The 22,226-nt window shown below is 44.8% G+C and carries 16 protein-coding genes and 1 tRNA gene; 6 read left to right on the forward strand and 11 right to left on the reverse strand.

Translation table 11 applies throughout. The features are described from left to right. The first annotated feature begins 95 nt into the window (after nt 1-95). The 3 genes from Xenpb_RS15045 (at nt 96) to Xenpb_RS15055 (ending at nt 6,111) form a co-directional block, all read left to right on the forward strand. Nucleotides 96-4,553, forward strand: a complete 4,458-nt coding sequence (locus Xenpb_RS15045) for a hemagglutinin repeat-containing protein (protein WP_187655071.1) — start codon at nt 96-98, stop codon at nt 4,551-4,553. A gap of 249 nt (nt 4,554-4,802) precedes the next feature. Next, complete coding sequence (gene yhjD, locus Xenpb_RS15050) at nt 4,803-5,783, forward strand: inner membrane protein YhjD (protein ID WP_187655072.1); 981 nt, start codon at nt 4,803-4,805, stop codon at nt 5,781-5,783. A 61-nt stretch (nt 5,784-5,844) separates the two neighbouring features. Next, nucleotides 5,845-6,111, forward strand: a complete 267-nt coding sequence (locus tag Xenpb_RS15055) for a 2-hydroxymuconate tautomerase family protein (RefSeq protein ID WP_187655096.1) — start codon at nt 5,845-5,847, stop codon at nt 6,109-6,111. Nucleotides 6,112-6,249: 138 nt separating this feature from the next. Here the strand turns inward: Xenpb_RS15055 and Xenpb_RS15060 are convergent, their stop codons facing one another. The 7 genes from Xenpb_RS15060 to dppA form a co-directional block, all read right to left on the reverse strand. Further along, nucleotides 6,250-7,689, reverse strand: a complete 1,440-nt coding sequence (locus Xenpb_RS15060) for a pitrilysin family protein (RefSeq protein WP_187655073.1) — start codon at nt 7,687-7,689, stop codon at nt 6,250-6,252. 106 nt (nt 7,690-7,795) lie between these two features. Further along, the gene (locus Xenpb_RS15065) at nt 7,796-8,503 is read right to left on the reverse strand and encodes a HAMP domain-containing protein (RefSeq protein ID WP_187655074.1); all 708 of its coding nucleotides are present in this window, start codon (nt 8,501-8,503) and stop codon (nt 7,796-7,798) included. Nucleotides 8,504-8,699: 196 nt separating this feature from the next. Continuing rightward, nucleotides 8,700-9,776, reverse strand: coding sequence for a dipeptide ABC transporter ATP-binding subunit DppF (gene dppF, locus Xenpb_RS15070; RefSeq protein ID WP_222943002.1), 1,077 nt, complete (start codon nt 9,774-9,776; stop codon nt 8,700-8,702). After that, on the reverse strand, nt 9,773-10,753 hold the full coding sequence (gene dppD / locus Xenpb_RS15075; RefSeq protein ID WP_187655075.1) for a dipeptide ABC transporter ATP-binding protein: 981 nt from the start codon (nt 10,751-10,753) through the stop codon (nt 9,773-9,775). The genes dppF and dppD overlap by 4 nt, the downstream gene beginning before the upstream one ends. 12 nt (nt 10,754-10,765) lie before the next feature. Next, nucleotides 10,766-11,668 (reverse strand): dipeptide ABC transporter permease DppC, encoded by a 903-nt coding sequence (gene dppC, locus Xenpb_RS15080; RefSeq protein ID WP_187655098.1) that lies wholly within the window; start codon nt 11,666-11,668, stop codon nt 10,766-10,768. Nucleotides 11,669-11,678: 10 nt separating this feature from the next. Then, nucleotides 11,679-12,698 carry a dipeptide ABC transporter permease DppB gene (gene dppB, locus Xenpb_RS15085; protein WP_187655076.1) on the reverse strand — a complete coding sequence of 340 codons (1,020 nt, stop codon included), beginning with the start codon at nt 12,696-12,698 and terminating at the stop codon, nt 11,679-11,681. A 145-nt stretch (nt 12,699-12,843) separates the two neighbouring features. Then, on the reverse strand, nt 12,844-14,454 hold the full coding sequence (dppA, locus tag Xenpb_RS15090; protein ID WP_187655077.1) for a dipeptide ABC transporter periplasmic-binding protein DppA: 1,611 nt from the start codon (nt 14,452-14,454) through the stop codon (nt 12,844-12,846). 1,084 nt (nt 14,455-15,538) lie between these two features. Here dppA and Xenpb_RS15095 point away from each other — a divergent pair. Beyond that, entirely contained in the window at nt 15,539-15,817 is a 279-nt protein-coding gene (locus Xenpb_RS15095; protein ID WP_187655078.1) for a colicin Z C-terminal domain-related protein, read from the forward strand. Nucleotides 15,818-15,894: 77 nt separating this feature from the next. On the opposite strand, the gene Xenpb_RS15100 is transcribed toward Xenpb_RS15095, so the two are convergent. From Xenpb_RS15100 to glyQ, 4 genes are all read right to left on the reverse strand, one after another. Continuing rightward, nucleotides 15,895-16,269: a hypothetical protein gene (locus tag Xenpb_RS15100; protein WP_187655079.1), complete on the reverse strand. Its 375-nt coding sequence runs from the start codon at nt 16,267-16,269 to the stop codon at nt 15,895-15,897. A 430-nt stretch (nt 16,270-16,699) separates the two neighbouring features. After that, nucleotides 16,700-16,776 (reverse strand) — tRNA-Pro (locus Xenpb_RS15105). A gap of 182 nt (nt 16,777-16,958) precedes the next feature. After that, nucleotides 16,959-19,028, reverse strand: coding sequence for a glycine--tRNA ligase subunit beta (gene glyS, locus Xenpb_RS15110; RefSeq protein ID WP_187655080.1), 2,070 nt, complete (start codon nt 19,026-19,028; stop codon nt 16,959-16,961). A 9-nt stretch (nt 19,029-19,037) separates the two neighbouring features. Beyond that, nucleotides 19,038-19,946: a glycine--tRNA ligase subunit alpha gene (gene glyQ / locus Xenpb_RS15115; protein WP_047963903.1), complete on the reverse strand. Its 909-nt coding sequence runs from the start codon at nt 19,944-19,946 to the stop codon at nt 19,038-19,040. 207 nt (nt 19,947-20,153) lie between these two features. Between glyQ and Xenpb_RS15120 the strand changes: the two genes are divergently transcribed. Both Xenpb_RS15120 and Xenpb_RS15125 read left to right on the forward strand, forming a co-directional pair. Beyond that, nucleotides 20,154-20,720, forward strand: coding sequence for a DNA-3-methyladenine glycosylase I (locus tag Xenpb_RS15120; RefSeq protein ID WP_187655099.1), 567 nt, complete (start codon nt 20,154-20,156; stop codon nt 20,718-20,720). A gap of 104 nt (nt 20,721-20,824) precedes the next feature. Continuing rightward, entirely contained in the window at nt 20,825-22,081 is a 1,257-nt protein-coding gene (locus tag Xenpb_RS15125) for a valine--pyruvate transaminase (protein ID WP_187655081.1), read from the forward strand. Nucleotides 22,082-22,226: the final 145 nt, after the last annotated feature.

Below are 22,226 nucleotides of genomic sequence, written 5' to 3' on the forward strand. Positions count from 1 at the left end.
ACCATTTGACGTTTTTTTAACGCAGACAGTTTTGGGGATTATCCATCCCCAGAGCGCTGCACATAGCAATAAAGAAAGTAAATCAAGGTAATTATATGAAAAGTAAAATATTCAAACTCTCTTCCACAGGAAAACTCGCCGCATCTATGGCAATTATTCTGGCAACTTGTTCGGTCAGTTTTGCGAACGGTATTACTCCGGGAGGTGATGCTACACATCGCCCGGATGTTACCCAGGCTGACACGGGTGCGACAGTAATAAATATTGTCGCGCCTTCTGAATCAGGGTTATCACATAACCAATATCAGGATTTCAACGTTAATCAAATGGGGGCGGTATTAAATAACTCATTGGTTGATGGGCAATCACAATTGGCAGGTGAATTATCAGCCAACAGCAATCTGAACGGGCAGGCTGCCAGCGTGATATTAAATGAGGTGATTAGCCGTAACCCGTCTTTCTTACTCGGGGAGCAAGAAATATTTGGTATGGCCGCCGACTATGTACTGGCAAACCCTAACGGCATTACCTGTAATGGCTGCGGTTTTATCAATACAAATCAGGCATCACTGGTTGTTGGTAATCCACTGGTCGAAAATAGCACGTTGCAGGGTTTCAGCACTTTTGATAACCAGATTGCCCTGAAGATCGGAAACAATGGCCTATCCCACAATGACGTACTGAATTTGATTGCGCCTAAAATTGACAGTAATGGTCAGGTCATTGTCTCAAAAGCGATCAATATCACGACGGGTAACAACCAAGTTTCAGCCGATGGCCACGTTTTGGCTTCACAACAAGAGAATATCGCTGCACTCGACAGCTACTATCTTGGCAGTATGCAGGCCGGACGTATTCGTATTCTGAATACCGCCGAAGGCAGTGGTGTTAATCTGCAAGGTAAAATGACCGCCAATGAGGGTATTGGTATTGAATCCTACGGCGATATAAAACTGGAAGCGGCGGCCTTGAAAGGGGGTGATATTACTTTACAGGCTGATAATTTGCTGTCTCGGGGACGCCTGAATCAATCCATTTCAGATACCACCGGCAGTGATAACCACCAAGGTTATTTCAGTAGCGCTTATACCCAAAAAAAACAAACCAGTGAATCTGTTGCCCGTACTCAGTTGGAAGGCAAAAACATTACACTGAGTGCCAAACAACACAATCGTGTAGTAGCCACTGATATTGATGGGGATAATGTCACACTGACCGGCGCCGATCTTAAATTGGATGGACAAGAACTCCACCAACTTGACAGAAGCACGAATAATCAACGGAAAGTATTCTGGCGATATGATGTCACCAATGAAAGTGAAAAATATCAGCATGAAGGCAACACCATTAATGCTCGTCAAGACGTTCTTCTGAAAGCCAATGAAGGTAATGCCGAAGTACTTGGCAGTAAAATCAATGCGGGTAATAAACTGACCGTGTCTGCCGAAAAGGATGTGAAACTGGCAGGACTGGTGGAATCAGAGGTGACCACAGAGAAGGGTTATAAAAAGAACCATACCGCGGCACTGCAAACCGGTCACTGGAACGAGATCAATACGACTCAGAGAAGCGTCAGCAATGAATTGAAGGCAGGTGGTAATATAGGCATCGAAGCAGGCGGCAATGCCAACATTATGGGGACTCAGATTCATTCCGGTAATAATCTGATTGTCTCTGCGGGACAGCAAGCCAATATTACCGTCCAATCCCTGGTTGATGACCAAGTCCTTGAGAAGGATAAAACCTATTGGAGAGGCATTGCTGGTGGCAGCAAGAAAGATAATCGTGATAAATCAGAAAGTCACCATATTTCCGAAGTTACAGCGGGTGGGCATTTACTGCTGACTGGCATGAATGGTGTCACGATTACAGGCAGTAAAGTCAAAGCCGAGAAAGGTGCCTATGTTAAAGCCAATGATGGTCAATTAACGATCGACAATGCGGTCAGCCACACTTATAAAGAGGTGGATGAAAGAAAAGGAACGATCTTCAACATCACCAAAAATACCAATCAAGAACAGAATAAGCAGCAAAAATCTTCCAGCAGTCATTTGGTTTCTGATACGGATCTGAAATTACTCAGCAATAAAGATATCAATGTGATTGGCAGTCTGGTGCAAAGTGCCCGTGAACTGCAACTGGACACATCGGGCAATATCAATATCCTGAATTATGGTGAGAAAAATCAGTATCAACAGGAGAAAACCAACCTTGACTGGCAGTATTACGCTAAGGAGGCAAAAGATAAGCAATACCGTGCTGGGGCAGGTTTCGTACATACTCTTGATAAACAGCAAAACGAAAATATAACGCAACGACCATCAGAATTGAGCGGTGGCAATCTCACCGTAAGGGCCGGCAAAAATGTCACCGTCACGGGTGCTAATTTAGTGACAACAAAAGGTGATGCAAAAATCACCGGAAACAACGTTTCTCTGCTGGTGGGTGAAGAGAGCACTTCAACCTCAACGTCACAAGAAAAAGTCGATAGCAGCGTGTTTTTCACCGGCGGTATGGACAAATTCGGCAGCGGTGTTGAAGGTGCCTATAACCGCAATGGTCAGTCCCAGAATCGGACAACGGCAACAGTGACTAAAACGCAAGTCACTGGCAACCTTGACCTGAATGCAATGGGTGAATTGAAGCAACAGGGTACTGACCATCAAGTAAAGGGGACTTATCAGGCCAATGCTGGCAGCATTAAAAATGTGGCGACGGCCAATACTGAATCCAGCTCTACCAATCAATTACAGGTGGGAGGTGAAATCAGTGCTACAGCCGATTACAGTGCAACAACCCGCCCAATCGAAAAAACAGCCAAAGCCGCCTCAGACAAGAAGCTGGACACTGCCATTTCGAAAACAGGTTTGCCTAACGTAGGTATTGAACTGGAGATGAATGGCAACAGCCGTTACACCAATAACCATAAATCCGATGCAGTGGTCACTTCCGTTAAAGCTGGCGATATCAAAGTGACAACAAATGGCGACGTTTACGATCAGGGCACGCAATATCAAGCCAATAAAGGCGGCGTATCGCTGACTGCTGGCAGCCATACCAGTGAAGCGGCTGTAAACAGCCAGAACAGCCAATCTTCTGATACCACTGGCGATGCACGTCTCCGTGTTTACACCACCACAGGTGCAGATATTTCCGTCAACGGTAAAGGCAATGGCAGCCATAATGAAACATCTAACAGCAATTCCAACGCAGTCACTGGCAGCATTAATGCCCAAAACGGCATTAATATCCAGGTAACCAGAGATGCGCGTTACCAAGGCACATCAATGAATGCGGGCAAAGGCGCAACCAACGTTGATGCTGGCGGAAATATCCAGTTCAATCAAGCCACCAACCGTAGCGAGCAAAAAAACAGCGGTTACAATGGGGAAGTTTCCCTGACAGTAGGAACCAACCCGGATGGCAAGAATTTCGATGCCAGCCTCGGTGGCGGTTATAACACCAACAATCAGAACAAAACCACGGCTCAGACCAGTGCGATTACTGGTGGACAAGGTGTAAACCTGAATGCGGGCAATAATCTGGCATTACAAGGCGCAAATGTATCCGGCAAACAGGTAGACTTAACGGCACAACGCGGGAAAATCGATCTGACTTCAGCCCAGGAGACAGAGAATGCCAATGGCTGGAATGCCAGTGCTAAAGCTAAAGGAGGGTTCTCTTCCAAGGCCCGCAACAACGAAGGTGGTAACAGCGCAGCAAACAACACTGCCGGCGATAATTCTGTAACAGGCAATACCGCAGCCACTGACCGTATCATCGACAATAAATACAACATTGGCGGTGAATTGAAATTCGGGGTCAACCATCTGGATAAAACAACGCACCGTAACACCCAAGTTTCTGGTAGCAATGTTACGTTGACCAGTGCAGGCGACACCTCACTCAAAGGCGCGAATGTGACAGCAGATCAAGTCACCGGTAAAGTCGGCGGCAATTTCAATGTTGAAAGCCTCAAAGACAGTACCCACAAATTGGATGCAGAACTGAACGCTGGCTTGGGTTATAGCAAAACGGTCAAAGGCGATAACCCGTCTAAGCAGGCTGTTCCTGCCACAGCAGAAGGTTCATCAGGAAATACCGCTACAACTGAGACTGCCTCTGCTGATAATGCCAATGGTAAGGCACCGGGTTTGAAAGACCAGTTGACAGCCGCGTTCAAGGGCTTCAATGGCAAACTCAAAGGCCATTACGATACGCTCGATCGCGAAACAGTAGGTAAACAAACAACGCTGAACGGTACTCAAAGCGTGAATCTGGATGTTTCTGGAACAACGTATTTAGCCGGCAGCAAAATTGACAGTGCACAGGGGCCTGTCACTGTGAATACCCAACAGATTAATCAGCAATCTGTGACGGGATACGATAAGAGCAGAAATTTGGGCGTTAACGTACCCGATTCCATCATCGATCTGGCTACCACTGCACAAAAAGATATTTTCTCTGGCAAAGTGCCTTTTGTGAAAAATGAAAGCCACGACTCTGAACTGCCAGCTATCCGCAGTGAAGTTAAAGGTCGTCAATTAGATTGATTATCATGATCCGCGATTGACCTTCAATACGGTAGCCAAATGATTGGCTACCGTATTTTTTCGCTTCCCTTCCTTTGTTGCCTTTTCCATTTTGCCTGTTACTCTTTTTTCCCATACATAGATTCCCATACATAGATAAAGAATGGATTTCAGAGACACGTGTTTCAGTAGCTATATATTCCAATAAAAATGTATTTCACGAAATATATAACGAGTAATGATAGTCACAACCAGATTTAAGAGGATGTAATGCCAATTGACCATAAAAACAGGGAACAATCCGGTATAGGGAAAATCTCCACACCATTAGCGAAAGGGTTACATGGCAGTAAAAAAGCGCTTTCCGTGACGATTCGCATTGGCAACGCTATCCGCCGTATTCCTTTTATTGCCCACTTAATCCGGGCGGCACAACGCTTCAACGATCGCATGGGTAGCCAGTTTGGTGCTGCGATTACCTATTTTTCCTTTCTCTCCCTGATCCCGATCCTGATGCTCTCTTTTGCCGTTGCAGGTTTTGTGTTGGCATCCAACCCAGACTTACTGGCACGCTTGATCAATGGCATCGCCAATAGCATCAGTGATCCCGCCCTCGCCAACACGTTAAAAAACAGTGTAGACACCGCGGTCAACCAAAGAACAACTGTCGGATTGACTGGTCTGGCAATCGCCCTCTATTCGGGTGTGAACTGGGTGGGAAATTTGCGCGAAGCGATCCTCGCTCAATCCCGTGATATTTGGGAACGCAATCAAGCAGATAAAGAGAAAATTTACTTTCAATACATTCGCGATTTTTTCTCTTTATTCGGCCTTCTTTTTGCGTTGGTAATGACGCTATCGCTGACTTCCATTTCAGGCTCCGCCCAAGCCACCATCGTCCATGCCCTCGGATTGGAAGGCATAGAATGGCTCCGTCCTGCATGGACATCAATTGGCATGACTATTTCCATTTCTGCCAATTATTTGTTATTCCTATGGATACTGTGGATCCTGCCGCGCCATCGGCCTGAAAGAAAAGCGCTATTCAAAGGTACGTTAATGGCAGCCATTGGATTTGAGGTCATCAAATATATTATGACCATGATGCTGCCACGCCTTGCCAGCTCTCCTTCTGGCGCTGCTTTTGGTTCCGTCATTGGTTTAATGGCATTCTTCTATTTCTTCGCCCGGCTGACGTTGTTTTGTGCCGCGTGGATTGCGACCGCAGAAGAGAAGAAACCAGAGCAATAACCACATATCAAAAAGCCAGACTGTTTTTTTGCTGTACCTACATTCCCGTATCAAAGCGGGAATGCTTCATCAGAAGCATTTCATAACAAACCAAAAAAGGAGTCATTTTATGCCATTTGTGAACATCAGAATTACCCGTGAAGGTGCAACCGCTGAGCAGAAACAAAAACTGATTGAAGGTGCAACCCAATTGCTGGTGGATGTACTTGGGAAAAACCCGGCCACGACTTTTGTGATCATTGATGAAGTGGAAACAGATAACTGGGGGATTGGGGGTAAGAACGTGACTGAGCTGAGGGCGGCAGCGAAAGCAGAGAAGAAGTCATAGATTGAATTAAAAGGATAAATGACTCTGGGTGTTAAACTGCCTGGCGGTAAGTCAATGAATTTTACTATTTAAAACAAGTGGGACCACGGTCCCACCTCATTCTGTCGTAATTTCACCTGTTTCTAATAGAGTCGCCTCTCAAGGCTTCTCCGGCAATGGCCCCGGTCTCATAATCTGGTTAAAGCTATTTTTGAGTTGATTAACATCAACTGTTTCTTCGCCTTTTGGTTGCACCAGAATAAAAGAGATTTCCTGAGACAACATCTCTTTCAGTTTTTTATTCAGGATCTGTGGTGTCAGTGACGATAAAAATACCTGTCTCAATCTCTGGAATTGTTCAGGGGCGATATCTATCACATTATTTTGTTGTGACAGCAGGCGTTGGTTAATCAAGATGTCAGTATCAGTACGCGCATACATCGCAAATAGTTGCCGGAGCTGAGCTTTCTTCTGGGAATAAAGTTCATCAAATTGCCCCTCCGGCAGCCCATTTTCACGCAATGATGACAACTGAGAAGCCAGATAAAGCGTGGATTCCATCAGTTTGTCTGAGGAGGTATCCAGATTTAATGAACAATTCGCACGCTGGTAAATCACCCGGCAATCCAGCCCCAATTTCATGTCATCCTGCTTTTCCTGAAGTCCCAATTGCAGATAACGGTAAAGCGCCTCACGTGCCAGATCATTCAGCCAATACTGAATCAGCGTCTGTGAATCGTTAATAGGCAGCCAATTCAGGTTCCAGGTTAAAGATAGGCGATCTTGTTTGATCTTATCACTCACTACGCCAATCGTTGCTGCTTTCAGTGGCAATAATGTAGGAACAGGAACCGGTGTCTGTCGCTTTCCTTCCAATGGCGAAAATGTCTGGTTAATCCGTTCTGACAATAACCGCCTGTCAACATTTCCCGCAATGTACAGCGTCATCGCATCCGGCGTGTACCACTGATGATAGAAGTTTTCGACTTTCTTCACATCGACAGGCTTGGATATCGGCAACCCGGGATCATGGTCTATCAGCGTCGAGCCTTGCAACCGCATACGCCATACCGGATCTTGGACATTAGGTGGAAAAGTTGTAACAGGATATTCCTCTTCTTTCGTGGCCTGTGCCACTGTTTCCGGTATAAATACAGCACCACCAGCAATATCAGAAAGCCATATCAACGCATCTTGCAGTAACTCAGGGCGGTTATTCGGCAAGCTTAAGCTATAAAGGGTGAAATCGTATGAAACAATGGCAGGAGGGAAAGGGTTTTTGGTGTCAATCGCGTTATGCCAGAGGTTTTCAAGTTCTTGCGATGATAAATCTTTACTGCTGGATAAAACAACTTTCGGGATAAGGTAGGTATAACCCCGTTGATGGTTTTTTTCGACCAGTGAACCCGTTTTTACCAATAACCGCAACTGTATTCTGTCATTGGGCCGCTGTGGTGTTTGCAGGATTTGCCAGCTAAACCCATTTTCAAGTTTGCCTTGTTGCCAAGCCGGATCGGGCTGCAAGGTTTCTGCTTGAGCCAAGCAAGTCGTCGCCAGAATTGTGCCACCAATAAGATACCCGATTTTGTTGCCCTGCATTATTACTTACCCCTACCTGTTTAGTTTTATCCTTCAAAACCTGAGACAATCAGAAATATCTAGATATTATCACCAAGGATTAGACCATTATTCATCTTGTAAGGTTTCATTTTGATGGCGTTTTCTGCTTATTAACCTGACGATTATAGCCTTTTACCAGTAACCCCAACTCATCATCCTGATGGCTGTTAGGGCAAGACATAGGCTCTGGTGGCTGTTCTTCATTCAGTTTCCGCGCAATATCGCGTAGCGGATGGATGATAATGCGGTTCACACACCAGCTTATCGATACCGTAAGAATAAGTGCGAGCAATAAATAGGTTGTCAACATTAATGCAAGTGTATTCAAAGCAAAACGGTATACTCGGTTGGAATCGACCTGCAAAATGAGGTGTCCCTGAGGTTCTGCGGTTTTTGGCGAAACTCCATAAACATATAGCGGGATATTGACCTCAACAGGAATACCAAAAACCTGCTTTGCCAACTCAGGTATAGGCCGATGAGTTGCAAAATCCAAACTCATCACCCGAACGTTATTAGGTAATACCACATCGGCCCGGCCCAGAATGCCTGAGGTCTTTAGCCCAATCAACAATGCTTTTGCTTTATTGAGATCTGAACTCAGCAGCGCTTCCGCCAAAGGAGTCTGGATTTGCACAGCCGCGTTATTAAGCTGGCTGATGTAATCCTCTTTCCGCTGCTGCAACAGATGAGATAGCTGGATAGTGATGAAAATGGCAATAGTTACCAAAGTGACTCCTGTCACTGCGGCCATTTGTTTAATAGTTAACGAACGTTTGACACGCAACTTCATCTTATCCAAACCGATAATTGTGAGAAGACTGGCTAGTACACCTTAATAATGTGACTGAGTATACTTGATTTTACTTGCGGTCGTCTTATTTTGATGAATTCAAAGTAGAAAAATGACCGGGGCATAACGATTGCACTCTTTCACGTACTTACATAACGTACTGCTACGTTTACCTGTTATACCACGGTCAGGTCAATTAGGTGGATGGTTTTTCATCCTGTTCGACCGCGAAACACGCGATCAGTTGTTCGCCATATTGCTTTAACTTAGGCTGGAATTGGTGACATGAGCTAAATGCACGACGGCAACGGGCCGCAAACGCACACCCCGGAGGTGGGTTCATCGGGCTTGGTAATTCTCCTGTCAGCTTAATACGCTCACGACGCAATTCAGGGTTCAGGCGAGGAGTTGCAGACAACAACGCCTGTGTATAAGGATGGCGCGGATTATTGAAAATCATATGCTTGCTGCCTTTTTCAACACAGCGCCCCAAATACATGACCATTACTTCATCTGCAATATGCTCAACGACTGAAAGATCGTGGGATATAAAGACGTAAGATAATCCCAAATCCTGCTGCAAGTCCATCATCAAGTTTAAAACCTGCGCTCTCACCGAAACATCCAACGCAGAAACAGGTTCATCCGCAATCACAACATCAGGGTTTAACATCAACCCACGAGCAATAGCAATACGTTGACGCTGACCACCGGAAAACATGTGTGGATAACGCGAATAATGTTCGTACTTTAATCCCACTTTCTCCATCATTTGCAAGACTTTTTCCTTGCGTTCAGATGCCGTAAGCGAAGTATTAATCAGCAGCGGTTCTTCCAGAATCTGCCCAACTTTTTTACGGGGATTCAAGGAAGAATAAGGGTTTTGGAATACGATTTGGATTTTCTGGCGACGCAGTTTCTCTGCTTCTTTATTTGGCACTAATAGATCCTGTCCCAGATAATAAAGCTCCCCATCGGTCGGTTTTTCAATCATGGTCAGTAAGCGACCCAGCGTGGATTTTCCACATCCTGATTCCCCGACAACGGCCAGCGTTTTGCCTTTCTCCAGCTCAAATGAAACACCATCCAATGCCTTAACCATACGCTCAGGCGAGAATATGCCCGTTTTCACCGGATAATATTTCTTCAGCTCAGTGGCTTTCAGCAAAGGCACTGTCACCGTTTCCCGTACATGATTTGCTTGTACATGGTTTTCATCTACAAGGTTTTCATCTACGAGGTTTTCATCTATATAGTTTTGTTGAACACTCATACTGTCGGCCTCCCCCCATCATCCAACGGCATATGGCATTTAACCTGACGGCTCCCCACTGATTTCAGGGGAGGTTCCTCCTTACGGCAATGATCATTGGCATAAGGACAACGAGGATTGAGCAGACACCCTGTCGGACGATCATATCTTCCGGGGACAACACCGGGCAACGACGCTAAACGGGATTTGTCTACCGCAAATTCTGGCAATGCACGCAATAATGCCTGTGTATAAGGATGACGTGGCGCGCGGAAAATTTCTGTTGCTTTGCCAATTTCAACTACCTGCCCGGCATACATCACAATGATATGGTGGGCAGCTTCTGCGACTAACGCCAAATCATGGGTGATCAAGAGTAATGCCATGTTTTCCTGCTGCTGCAACTCCAGTAGCAATTCGATGATTTGTGCCTGAATCGTGACATCCAGTGCCGTCGTAGGTTCATCAGCAATCAGGAGTTTCGGACGACAGGCAATAGCCATGGCTATCATCACGCGCTGACTCATCCCACCCGATAATTGGTGTGGATAAACATCCAAACGGGAAGCCGGATCGGGAATACCTACTTGTGTTAATAGATCGATTGCCCGCTGGTGCCGGGTTTTTTTATTACCGCCCTGATGGATTTTCAGCGCTTCCATGATCTGATAGCCGACGGTGTAGCACGGGTTAAGGCTGGTCATGGGATCCTGAAAAATCATCGCCACTTCCGCCCCCACTAACTGGCGCCGCTCTTTTTCTGAGATTTTAGTCAGATCACGACCATCGAATTCCATTTTCTTAGCCGTAACTCTGCCCGGATAATCGATCAGCCCCATAATTGCCAATGAACTAACTGATTTACCTGAGCCTGATTCTCCGACAATCCCGACAACCTCTCCCTGCTCGATACTGTAGCTGATACGGTCAACGGCGCGGAAAGGTGCATCTTCATCCCCGAAGTGCACCGATAATTGGTCTACATTCAACAATGCCATTTCACAATACCCCTACTGCTTGAGCTTAGGATCGAGTGCATCACGCAACCCGTCTCCCATCAGGTTAAACGCCAGTACCGTCAATAGAATTGTCAGCCCCGGAAAGGTCACAACCCACCATGCACTCTGGGCAAATTGCAAAACATCCGCCAACATGGTTCCCCATTCTGGCGTCGGCGGTTGTGCCCCCATCCCCAGAAATCCTAAAGCGGCCATATCGAGAATGGCGTTTGAAAACCCTAATGACGCCTGCACAATTAACGGTGCAAGGCAGTTTGGCAGGATATTGATGAACATTTGTCGCACGGCTCCCGCGCCAGCCACTTGAGAGGCCGTCACGTAATCGCGGTTGACTTCAACCAACACGGCTGCCCTCGTTAAGCGGATATAATGAGGCAAGGCGACAAAAGTCAAAGCCAGTGACGCATTAACAATGGATGGGCCGAAGATCGCGACCAATACTAATGCCAGCAACAGGCTTGGCAAAGCCAGCATAATATCGACGATACGCATGATAGTGGTATCCACAATACCGCCGACATAACCCGCCAGCACTCCCAGCGTAATCCCCATCAGCAATGACATCACTACAACCAGACAGCCCACCAGCAATGAGAGCCGTGCGCCATACATCAGGCGGGATAAAATGTCGCGACCAACATCATCTGTACCGAGGATAAACTGCCAGCTTCCCCCTTCCTGCCATACCGGAGGGGTCAGTAAAGCATCACGAAACTGTTCTGCCGGTCCGTGTGGCGCCAATACACCCGCCAATAATGCAACCAGCAACATCAGTACAATATAAACAAGGCCGATCACCGCGCCTTTATTACGTTTAAAGTAATGCCAGAACTCCTGCATCGGCGTCATCAATTTTGGTGCACCCGATACCGCTGGCTCAGTTGTTTGAGTCATCATGTGCTCCTTATTTATTATGACGAATACGCGGATTGACAACGCCATACAGCAAATCAACCACCAGGTTGACCAAAATGATCATCGTCGCAGCCAGCAATACCCCACCCTGCACCACCGGATAATCACGACGCTGCAAAGCATCAATCAACCAACGCCCCAATCCCGGCCACGAAAAAATAGTTTCGGTCAGAATTGCCCCCGCCAGCATAATGCCCACTTGCAGGCCGATTACTGTCACCACCGGTAACAACGCGTTACGCAACGCATGAACGATAATGACACGGATACGACTCAAACCTTTTGCACGAGCAGTACGGATATAATCTTCACCCAACACTTCCAGCATGGAAGAACGGGTCATGCGCACAATCACCGCCAACGGGATCGTCCCTAGCACAATCGCTGGCAGAATCATGTGCATCACGGCATCAACAAAGTCCCCCTCTTCTCCCCAAATCAGCGTATCAATCAGCATAAATCCCGTCAGGGGATTGCTGTCATCAAGAAATACGCTGTCGCTTATTCGGCCGGAAACAGGGGTGAGATCCCACTGGACGGAAACCAACATAATCAACATGATCCCCCACCAGAAAATTGGCATGGAGTAACCCGTCAGAGACAAACCAATCGCTGTGTGATCAAAAACCGAGCCACGTTTGACCGCTGCCAATACCCCGACAGGAATACCCACGGATATGGCAAATAACATGGCACAAATACCCAATTCGAAAGTCGCCTTAAACCGTGGAACAAATTCGTCCCATACCGGAATACGACTTTTTAGGGAAATCCCTAAATCACCATGCAGCACGCCATTGATATAATGAAGATATTGTTCCCAGAGAGGTTTATCCAACCCCATTTCAGCCATTAATTGGGCGTGTCGCTCAGCAGAAATACCCCGTTCTCCCGCCATAATCAGCACGGGATCACCGGGGATCATATGCACGAAAGCGAACGTCAGCAGCGTAATACCAATAAACGTCGGGATCACTAATCCCAAACGTCGGAGGATAAATTGCAGCATATCCTGAATTCTCTTTTTAAAAACCAGTTACGGCTCTTAAGGCCGCTTGGTGTAATACACGTGTTTACTTGCCCATCAGAGAAGCGAAACCATCCCCGCAGAGAAATCTGGGGGATGGTTAATCACAACAGCTCAATAGCAAGAATTATTTGAGATCAACGTAGTAGAAAAGATGTCTGCCGAGCGGATCAACCTCATATCCTTTCACCTCTTTACGGATTGGCTCATAAACCGTAGAGTGGGCAATGATTAATGCTGGGGCCTGCTCATGCATCACAACCTGCGCCTGCTTATAAAGTTCTGTGCGCTTATTGACATCAGCGGTTTCGCGCGCTGGCTGAATAACATCCTCAAATGGCTTGTAACACCATTTTGAATAGTTAGAGCCTTTCTCTTTCGCCGCACAACTAAACAAGGTGCCGAAGAAGTTATCAGGATCACCGTTATCCCCTGTCCATCCCATCATCACCGTTTTCGGTTCACCATCTTTAGCCCGTTTCAGGTATTCACCCCATTCATAACTGACAATCTTGGCCTTAACGCCAATTTTCATCCAGTCGGCCTGAATCATTTCCGCCATGCGGCGGGCATTTGGGTTATATGGGCGCTGTACCGGCATTGCCCACAGATCAGTTTCAAAACCATTCGGGAAACCGGCCTCTTTCAACAGTTCCTTAGCCTTGGCGGGATCATAGGTGTAATCTTTGATATCTTTATCGTAGCTCCACATTGTCGGAGGGATCAGGTTTTTTGCTTTCTGCCCTGCGCCCTGATACACAGCCTCAATGATGGCGTCTTTGTTCACTGCCATCGTCAGCGCCTGACGCACTTTCAGGTTATCCAGTGGCTGCTTGGTGACATTGAAAGAAAGGTATCCCACGTTCAAGCCGGCCTGCTCCATCACAGTAATGTTTTTATCCTGCTTCATGCGGGATATATCTGCCGGGTTTGGATATGGCATTATCTGGCATTCATTTTTCTGCAATTTTGCATAGCGGACAGAAGCATCAGGCGTAATGGAGAACACCAAACGATCAATTTTCGCTGCTCCTTCCCAGTAATCTTTAAATGCCTTATAGAGAATACGTGAATCTTTCTGATACTGCATAAGCTGGAATGGACCAGTACCAATTGGGTCCAGGTCAACTTTCTCTGGCGTTCCCGCTTTCAACATCACATCAGCATATTCTTTGGACAGAATAGAAGCGAAATCCATCGCTAAATTAGCTATGAAAGGCGCTTCAGGACGTGACAATACAAAGCGAACGGTATAATCATCGACTTTTTCTATTTTGTTGATGATGTTACCCATATCCATACCAGTGAAATATTCGTAGCTGCCGCCAGAGATCTGATGGTACGGGTGATTTTTATCCTTCTGGCGCATAAAAGTAAAAATCACATCATCGGCATTAAAATCACGAGTGGGTTTAAATGCCTTATTGCCATGCCATTTCACACCCTTACGCAAATAGAAAGTATAGGATTTGCCATCTTCACTTACATCCCAGCGTTCAGATAAGCTCGGAATGATCGCTGTTGAACCAGCTTTAAAATCCACCAGACGGTTATAGATCTGCCTGGAAGTTGCATCATAAGTTGTGCCTGAGGTGAATAACTGCGGATTGAAGCCTTCAGGAGAGCCTTCAGAACAGTAAACCAACGTTTTTGCCTGAATACTGGCTGAGACAGCCAATGCGACAAAAGCGATTCCCAGTTTCAATAAACTGGACTGTTTTTTTTTGGAGATTGCCATTACTTGAACTCCGTTTGTGATGTTTAGCTTGTTTTATTATTTTTCGCTTATCAATTAATCAATTGTTATGCCTGACGTCAACATCATCACACACAACACCAGAAACATAAGGAAAACATAAAAGAAAAGAATTATTAACAATGATGGTTAAAAAACATGACGTAAAGCACACAAAATAGACAAATCAACTAAATATTAAGCAAACAGAAAGAATTAATCTCTGGTGATGATAATTTTGAATTTGTGACTGCATGCTTAAATAACGAGCAGCATAGCTTATGAAAAAGGCAGGAATATATAAGATAAGAATATGATCTAATCAGGAGAATTGATTTAAATATAACCAGTTAAAGCAAATTCCATAACATTACTTATTCAATTAACAGATATGACTATTAATTTAATTAATTGATCATAATGGCATGACTATCCAAGCAAATATGCACGAGGTGAAAACACACTTGTAAGAGGTCGTCTGATCTGCCCTAGATTATTTTCAACTCATTAAATAAGGGATATACTCAACAAACTTGAAGATACATGATTAAAAATTCATATTATACTGATTTTATAGAATAAAAAATCATGACAAACCTGCATCTTGAAGTTAAATTGATATAAATAGTTTTCACATTTATCGTCCATTGATGAAATTATTAAAATATTGAGTTAATACATTGGATTATTAATTTATCATTGATAGAATACTGAAATGATAATTATTATATTACATAGGTTATTTTCACCTATCCATTTTAGTATAATTAGACCACTTCGATAAATGTAGATTAAAAAACAATAGATAATTTAGATAATCTAAAATACTACCTGAAATTCTTATAAGTTACAGAACATAGACTATTTATGGATTCCATTACTTTATTTATTTATTTAACCTAAGTTTTTTGTCTTGGAATTATTTTTGTAATATCTTTGTTTTTTCATTCCTACAAATAACTTGTGTTTTATTCTATTTTTTCATGCTATATTAATTTTGTGAGCGCTCTAGTAATGACTATTTATTCCACCTTGCTTTATAATTCTATTATTTTATCATGTGTTATAAATGAAATGAGAGGTTATTATGAGAATAACAGCTTGGGCTCCTCCATTAACATGGGGGCCATGGATTGGATTAGAAAATCATGTAGGATCTTACGCATATACAGTTTCACTCGATACTATTTCTCAAGCCCCTTCCTCATTTGATGTTGAAATTCAATATGCAACAAACGGAGGTTATAGGACTGTAACTACAATGGGCCCAGGTTCATATCAAATCAGAGGTAATGATGGTGCTGGTCAAGATCGTATTCGTTTCAAAAGCCATTCAATAGGGCAGTCAATTGAAGTAACATATTAAAACTCCTTATTTTTATTTTTTAATATAATTAATCTATGGCTTCTTTCGTAAATAAGAAAGCAAGCCATAGGTTTATATTAGTTCAATGAGTCAACTATTTTTTTGAGTGATAAGGTAGAATCAACAGCTTGATAAAATCCATTTTCAGTTTTTATTGGAGCATTTGTGTAAACATCTTTAAGTATAAATTTTTTATCAAATAGAACAGATACTTTTTTACCTACACTTTTTTTCCAGAAAATATTAAATGATTCACTGCAATTAGTATTTCTTTTTATTTTTATGAAAATAACATTGTTTTTTTCTTCAGGGGTAAATCTTTCTATACATGATTTTGTTAAGTGAAAGGTTTCACTATCTGTCTTATAATCCATAGAGAAAGGTTTTTGCGTTGAAATACAACCTGAAACACTTATTACTAATACAGATAGTATACTAAATAATAATTTCATCTTTATATTCCCATTTTTCACAGTAAACTTTTTATACATACCATATTATATATAAAATTATAGGCATGTTGACCTTATAATCCATATCCTTTATCCCAAAATTAGTACATTTCTCATTGTATTTTTTGTAGATAGCGTAGTTGATTGAATCCAATACTGTTCCTAAACAAAGTTAGACTGTTAATTTTTATGTAAAAATAGGATAAAGGATCATGAAGAAACTATCTCTAATGTTATTAATTCCGTTTGCTCTGATATGTACAATCTCAAATGGAAGGGTTAACACAAGTTTCTGCTGATAGTATCTTGTCGGAATATGGCATTCGAATAATTAATGCCTGATTGTGGGCTTGTAAGAAAATAGTAAACAATTTTATTTAATTGATATATAAGAAAAAACCCCGCTCAAAAGAGCGGGGTTTCAGAATGCTGGTCGGCGAGAGAGGATTCGAACCTCCGACCCACTGGTCCCAAACCAGTTGCGCTACCAAGCTGCGCTACTCGCCGAAAACGAAGCGCATCTTACTGCCAGCGCCGCAAACCGTCAATACCTTTTTAAAGATAAGTGATTAGTTGATGATAATCCATCCAAAACAGACGCTTTATCGCCATTGCAGACAGTAAAAAGCCCCGCCAATTAGAGCAGGGCTTTGCATCAGGGCGATTACACTAAACCAATAAATCAGAAATTACTGGAGCAATGAAATATCCGCTACACGCAGGAACAGATCACGCAGTTCACTTAACAGCGTCAAGCGGTTGATCCTAACTTGGCTGTCTTCATCCATGACCATCACATTGTCGAAGAACGCATCCACCACTTCACGCAGAGAAGCCAATTCAACTAACGCATCCTGATAGTTGCCTTCTGCAAACAGAGGAGCCAGTTTTTCTTTCAATACGACCAGATGTGTTGCCAGTTGGATCTCTTCTGCCGCTTTCAATACGGAAGCAAGAACCGCGTCATTCAACTGCTCTTCTGATTTTGCCAGAATGTTGGAAACACGTTTATTGGCAGCCGCGAGAGAAACCGCTTCATCCAGAGTACGGAAATGCGTAACCGCTTTCATACGGGCATCAAAATCTGCCGGCTGAGTCGGACGACGCGCCAGTACCGCTTGAATGGTATCTACACTATAACCTTGCTCTTGATACCACGTGCGGAAACGACCGAGCATAAACTCAACAACATCATCCACCACTTTTTCGTTGGTCAGCTTGTCACCGTACAAATGCACCGCTTCTTCCGTCAAAGTCTGGAGGTCGAGAGGCAGTTTTTTCTCAACGATAATGCGCAGAACACCCAGTGCCGCACGGCGCAGAGCAAACGGATCTTTATCCCCTTTCGGATGCTGACCAATACCGAAAATCCCTGCCAACGTATCCATTTTATCTGCAATGGCAACCGCACAGGAAACCCCGGTAGATGGCAATTCATCCCCAGAGAAACGTGGCTGATACTGTTCATTCAGTGCCAATGCCACATCTTCGGCTTCTCCGTCATGACGAGCATAGTGCATCCCCATGACGCCCTGCGTATCGGTGAACTCGAATACCATGTTGGTCATCAGGTCACATTTGGACAATAAGCCTGCGCGCGTCGCATGATTGACATCAGCACCGATTTTTTCAGCAATCCAGCCAGCCAGAGCCTGAATACGATCCGTTTTGTCACGCAGTGTGCCCAGTTGCTTCTGGAACAGTACAGTTTCCAAACGCGGCAGGTTATCTTCCAGACGCTGCTTACGGTCAGTCTTGAAGAAAAACTCTGCGTCTGCCAGACGTGGACGAACAACTTTTTCGTTACCTGAAATGATTTGCTGAGGATCAGAAGATTCAATATTGGTAACAAAAATAAAGTTCGCCATCAATTTGCCCGCTTTATCATAAACCGGGAAATATTTCTGGTCGCCTTTCATGGTATAAACCAGCGCTTCCGCAGGAACTTCAAGGAATTTTTCTTCGAATTTCGCGGTCAGCACGACCGGCCATTCCACCAGAGAAGCCACTTCTTCCAGCAAACTGTCACTCAGATCAGCCACACCGCCAAGCTGCATCGCTGCTTGTTCTGCATCACGCCTGATTATCGCCTTACGGGCTTCGTAATCGGCGATAACCCGGCCACGCTCCTGCAAAATAGCCGGATATTGTTCTGCCTGCTCGATGGAGAATTCCGCTTCACCCATAAAACGGTGACCACGAATAATACGATCGGATTTGATACCCAGAATTTCGCCTTCGATCACTTCGCTGCCCAGCAGCAAAGTCACCGTATGCACCGGACGAACAAATTGAGTCTCTTTATCACCCCAACGCATTAATTTAGGAATCGGCAATTTGCTCAGAGAACTGCTCACCATATCCGCCAGCAGCGCTTTTGCTTCACGGCCTTCGACCTGAGCGCGATAAAGCAGCCATTCCCCTTTGTCCGTAACCATGCGTTCAGCCTGATCAACGGTGATACCACAACCACGCGCCCAACCTTCCGCCGCTTTGGTGGGTTTGCCTTCCGCATCAAACGCCTGAGCAATCGCAGGGCCACGTTTTTCAACTTCGCGATCAGCCTGTGCCGCAGCTAGATTTTCCACTCTCAACGCCAAACGACGAGGAGCAGCAAACCAGCTAACTTCACCATGACCCAGATTGGCGTTTTTCAGTTCTGCTTCAAAATTGGCCGCAAAGGATTCAGCCAGTGAACGCAGCGCCTTTGGTGGCAGCTCTTCTGTGCCGATTTCCACAAGGAAAGTCTGTTGAGTCATGATGGCCTCTTATTTTTTGTTACACATAGGGAAGCCAAGCGCCTCACGGGAGGCATAATAAGCTTCAGCAACTGCTTTGGTCAGGGTACGGATGCGCAGGATATAGCGCTGACGTTCAGTCACAGAAATTGCTTTACGGGCATCCAGCAAGTTGAAAGTATGGCCGGCTTTTAGAATGCGCTCATAAGCCGGCAGTGGCAGCGGAGTCTCCAGTGCCAGCAGTTCCTGTGCTTCTTTTTCGTATTGCTCAAAGCAGGTAAACAGGAAATCAACATCGGCGTGTTCAAAGTTGTAAGTAGACTGCTCAACTTCGTTCTGGTGGTAAATATCGCCATACGTGGTTTTACCCAGCGGGCCATCGCTCCATACCAAATCGTAAACACTGTCTACGCCCTGAATGTACATCGCCAGACGTTCCAGACCATAAGTAATCTCGCCAGTCACTGGCTTACACTCAAGACCGCCAACCTGCTGGAAGTAAGTAAACTGAGTCACTTCCATGCCGTTCAGCCAGACTTCCCAGCCCAATCCCCAAGCACCTAAGGTTGGGTTCTCCCAGTTATCTTCAACAAAACGGATATCGTGAACAGTAGGATCAAGTCCCAACTCTCTCAAGGAGCCAAGATAAAGCTCCTGAATATTTTCCGGAGAGGGCTTGATGATAACCTGAAATTGATAGTAGTGCTGGAGGCGGTTCGGGTTTTCGCCATAACGGCCGTCAGTTGGACGACGGGAAGGTTGCACATAAGCTGCTGCAATAGGTTCTGGCCCCAAAGCACGCAGACAGGTTATAGGATGAGAGGTTCCAGCGCCGACTTCCATATCCAGTGGTTGGACAATGGTACAGCCTTGACGCGCCCAGTAATCCTGTAATGTCAGGATGATTCCCTGGAAGGTTTTGGTATCAAACTTTTGCATGTTGAATCCGCACGCGATACATATGAATTTAAACGAAAGCAGTCAGTATACCCTTTGACTGTAAGATATACAGCACTGATCGCCTCTCAATTTTGCCGCAGTATAAAAAAATCTTATTCAAGCCACTTTACTTGTATATTTATCCAGTTATTATTGGTGCAATTATTAATCACTACCTGAGGAAAAGTTCGGTTCATGAACAAGGAAATAATTCGCTGCGGTTGGGTTACCTCTGATCCTGAATATCTGGCCTATCATGACAATGAATGGGGCAACCCACTGAAAGATAGTAAGCAGCTTTTCGAACTAATTTGCCTTGAAGGGCAACAGGCGGGGTTATCATGGCTCACTATCCTGAAAAAACGGGAAGGTTATAGAAAGTGCTTCCATCAGTTTGATCCCGTCAAAATAGCCAAAATGGATGACACCGATGTCGAGCGACTAATGCAAAAACCCGCTATTGTACGTCACCGTGCCAAAATCAATGCGATTATTCATAATGCCCGTGCTTATCTGCAAATGGCCGAACAAGGTGAAGAGTTCAGCCCATTTATCTGGCACTTTGTCGACGATTCTCCCCAAGTTAATCACTGGAAAACGCTGGCAGACGTTCCTGTCAAAACCGTCATTTCCGACGCACTTTCCACGGCCCTGAAAAAACGGGGATTTAAGTTTATTGGCAGTACTACCTGCTACGCCTTTATGCAAGCGGCAGGTCTGGTAAACGATCACCTCGTCAATTGCCTGTGCCGGAAATCAGCGCACGAAAGATAGCCACAAAGATAGCAACATAGAATACCCATATTTCCCGTTGCACCCTAGTAATGGGCGGGGTATGGTGTCTTTTTCTCATACAAAAAACAGACGCAAACACCGTTATGAAATTTTCGCAATTCGGAAACAAATTTACGCAAGATTCGGGAATTACCCGTCTGATGAATGACTTGAACCAAGGTCTGAGAACACCTGGCGCAATTATGTTAGGAGGGGGTAATCCAGCACATATTCCTGAAATGGATGAGTATTTCCAACAAATATTGGCTGATATGGCGTCGAGCGGTCAATTGAACGAGACCCTATGCAACTATGACGGGCCACAGGGGAAAAACACCCTGATAACAGCCTTGGCTCTGGAGTTACAAGAAAAACTTGGTTGGGAGATCCACCCACAAAATATTGCTCTAACCAACGGCAGCCAAAGTGCCTTTTTCTATCTGTTCAATTTATTGGCTGGTCGCGCTGAAGACGGTTCAATGAAGCGAGTTTTGTTTCCTCTTGCACCAGAATATATCGGTTACTCTGATTCGGGCCTGGATGAAGGGCTATTTGTCGCCAATAAACCCAATATAGAACTGTTACCTGACGGCCAATTCAAATACCACGTTGATTTCGACCACCTTAATATTTCTGAAGACATCAACCTGATTTGTGTTTCCCGCCCGACGAACCCAACGGGCAACGTTATCACCGACGAAGAATTACTGCGTTTGGATGGACTGGCTCAACAGCATCAAATTCCTCTGTTGATCGACAATGCCTACGGTGTGCCATTCCCCGGTATTATCTTTAGTGAAGCGACCCCTCTGTGGAATCCCAATATCATTCTGTGCATGAGCCTGTCTAAGCTTGGCCTGCCGGGTTCCCGCTGCGGAATCATCATTGCCAATGAGAAAATCATCAATGCAGTCAGTAACATGAATGGCATTATCAGTCTGGCTCCGGGTGGCGTTGGGCCGGCTATCGCGCTGGAAATGATTAGGCGCAATGATCTGTTTCGCCTGTCGCAAAACGTCATTAAACCGTTTTATAAGCAGCGCGTTGACAACGTAATTGAAATCATTCGTCGCCATATATCGGAAGATCGTTGTCTTATCCATAAACCGGAAGGCGCAATATTCCTCTGGCTCTGGTTCAAAAACCTGCCAATCACGACAGAAGTGCTTTATCAACGGTTGAAAAAAAGAAACGTACTGATGGTGCCGGGGCATTTCTTCTTTCCGGGGCTGGAACATCATTGGCCTCATGCTCATCAATGTATGCGTATGAATTATGTGCCTGACGTGGAAAAAATCGAAGAAGGTATCCGCATTCTGTCCGAAGAGATAGAAATAGCCCATAAAGAAGCTGAAAGCTGAGTAACGCAGGAAACAGAAATACAATAAAAAAAAGCTCCCTCATTTAGGGGGGAGGGAGCAAGATGATAACGAGGACTTTTACCTGCGAACAGGACAGTAGTTATTAGAATCCCAAAAGAATTCTTCACACACGATTAGGAAAGGA

The organism is Xenorhabdus sp. PB62.4 (assembly GCF_014467285.1).
Classification (GTDB): domain Bacteria; phylum Pseudomonadota; class Gammaproteobacteria; order Enterobacterales; family Enterobacteriaceae; genus Xenorhabdus.

Excerpts from the sequence above, each read along its gene's own strand:
- dppF (WP_222943002.1), bottom strand. The coding sequence starts at position 9,776 with ATGAGTGTTCAACAAAACTATATAGATGAAAACCTCGTAGATGAAAAC.
- dppA (WP_187655077.1), bottom strand. The coding sequence starts at position 14,454 with ATGGCAATCTCCAAAAAAAAACAGTCCAGTTTATTGAAACTGGGAATC.
- Xenpb_RS15045 (WP_187655071.1), top strand. The coding sequence starts at position 96 with ATGAAAAGTAAAATATTCAAACTCTCTTCCACAGGAAAACTCGCCGCA.
- Xenpb_RS15095 (WP_187655078.1), top strand. The coding sequence starts at position 15,539 with ATGAGAATAACAGCTTGGGCTCCTCCATTAACATGGGGGCCATGGATT.
- Xenpb_RS15065 (WP_187655074.1), bottom strand. The coding sequence starts at position 8,503 with ATGAAGTTGCGTGTCAAACGTTCGTTAACTATTAAACAAATGGCCGCA.
- dppC (WP_187655098.1), bottom strand. The coding sequence starts at position 11,668 with ATGACTCAAACAACTGAGCCAGCGGTATCGGGTGCACCAAAATTGATG.
- Xenpb_RS15060 (WP_187655073.1), bottom strand. The coding sequence starts at position 7,689 with ATGCAGGGCAACAAAATCGGGTATCTTATTGGTGGCACAATTCTGGCG.
- glyQ (WP_047963903.1), bottom strand. The coding sequence starts at position 19,946 with ATGCAAAAGTTTGATACCAAAACCTTCCAGGGAATCATCCTGACATTA.
- dppD (WP_187655075.1), bottom strand. The coding sequence starts at position 10,753 with ATGGCATTGTTGAATGTAGACCAATTATCGGTGCACTTCGGGGATGAA.
- yhjD (WP_187655072.1), top strand. The coding sequence starts at position 4,803 with ATGCCAATTGACCATAAAAACAGGGAACAATCCGGTATAGGGAAAATC.
- Xenpb_RS15125 (WP_187655081.1), top strand. The coding sequence starts at position 20,825 with ATGAAATTTTCGCAATTCGGAAACAAATTTACGCAAGATTCGGGAATT.
- Xenpb_RS15055 (WP_187655096.1), top strand. The coding sequence starts at position 5,845 with ATGCTTCATCAGAAGCATTTCATAACAAACCAAAAAAGGAGTCATTTT.
- dppB (WP_187655076.1), bottom strand. The coding sequence starts at position 12,698 with ATGCTGCAATTTATCCTCCGACGTTTGGGATTAGTGATCCCGACGTTT.
- glyS (WP_187655080.1), bottom strand. The coding sequence starts at position 19,028 with ATGACTCAACAGACTTTCCTTGTGGAAATCGGCACAGAAGAGCTGCCA.
- Xenpb_RS15100 (WP_187655079.1), bottom strand. The coding sequence starts at position 16,269 with ATGAAATTATTATTTAGTATACTATCTGTATTAGTAATAAGTGTTTCA.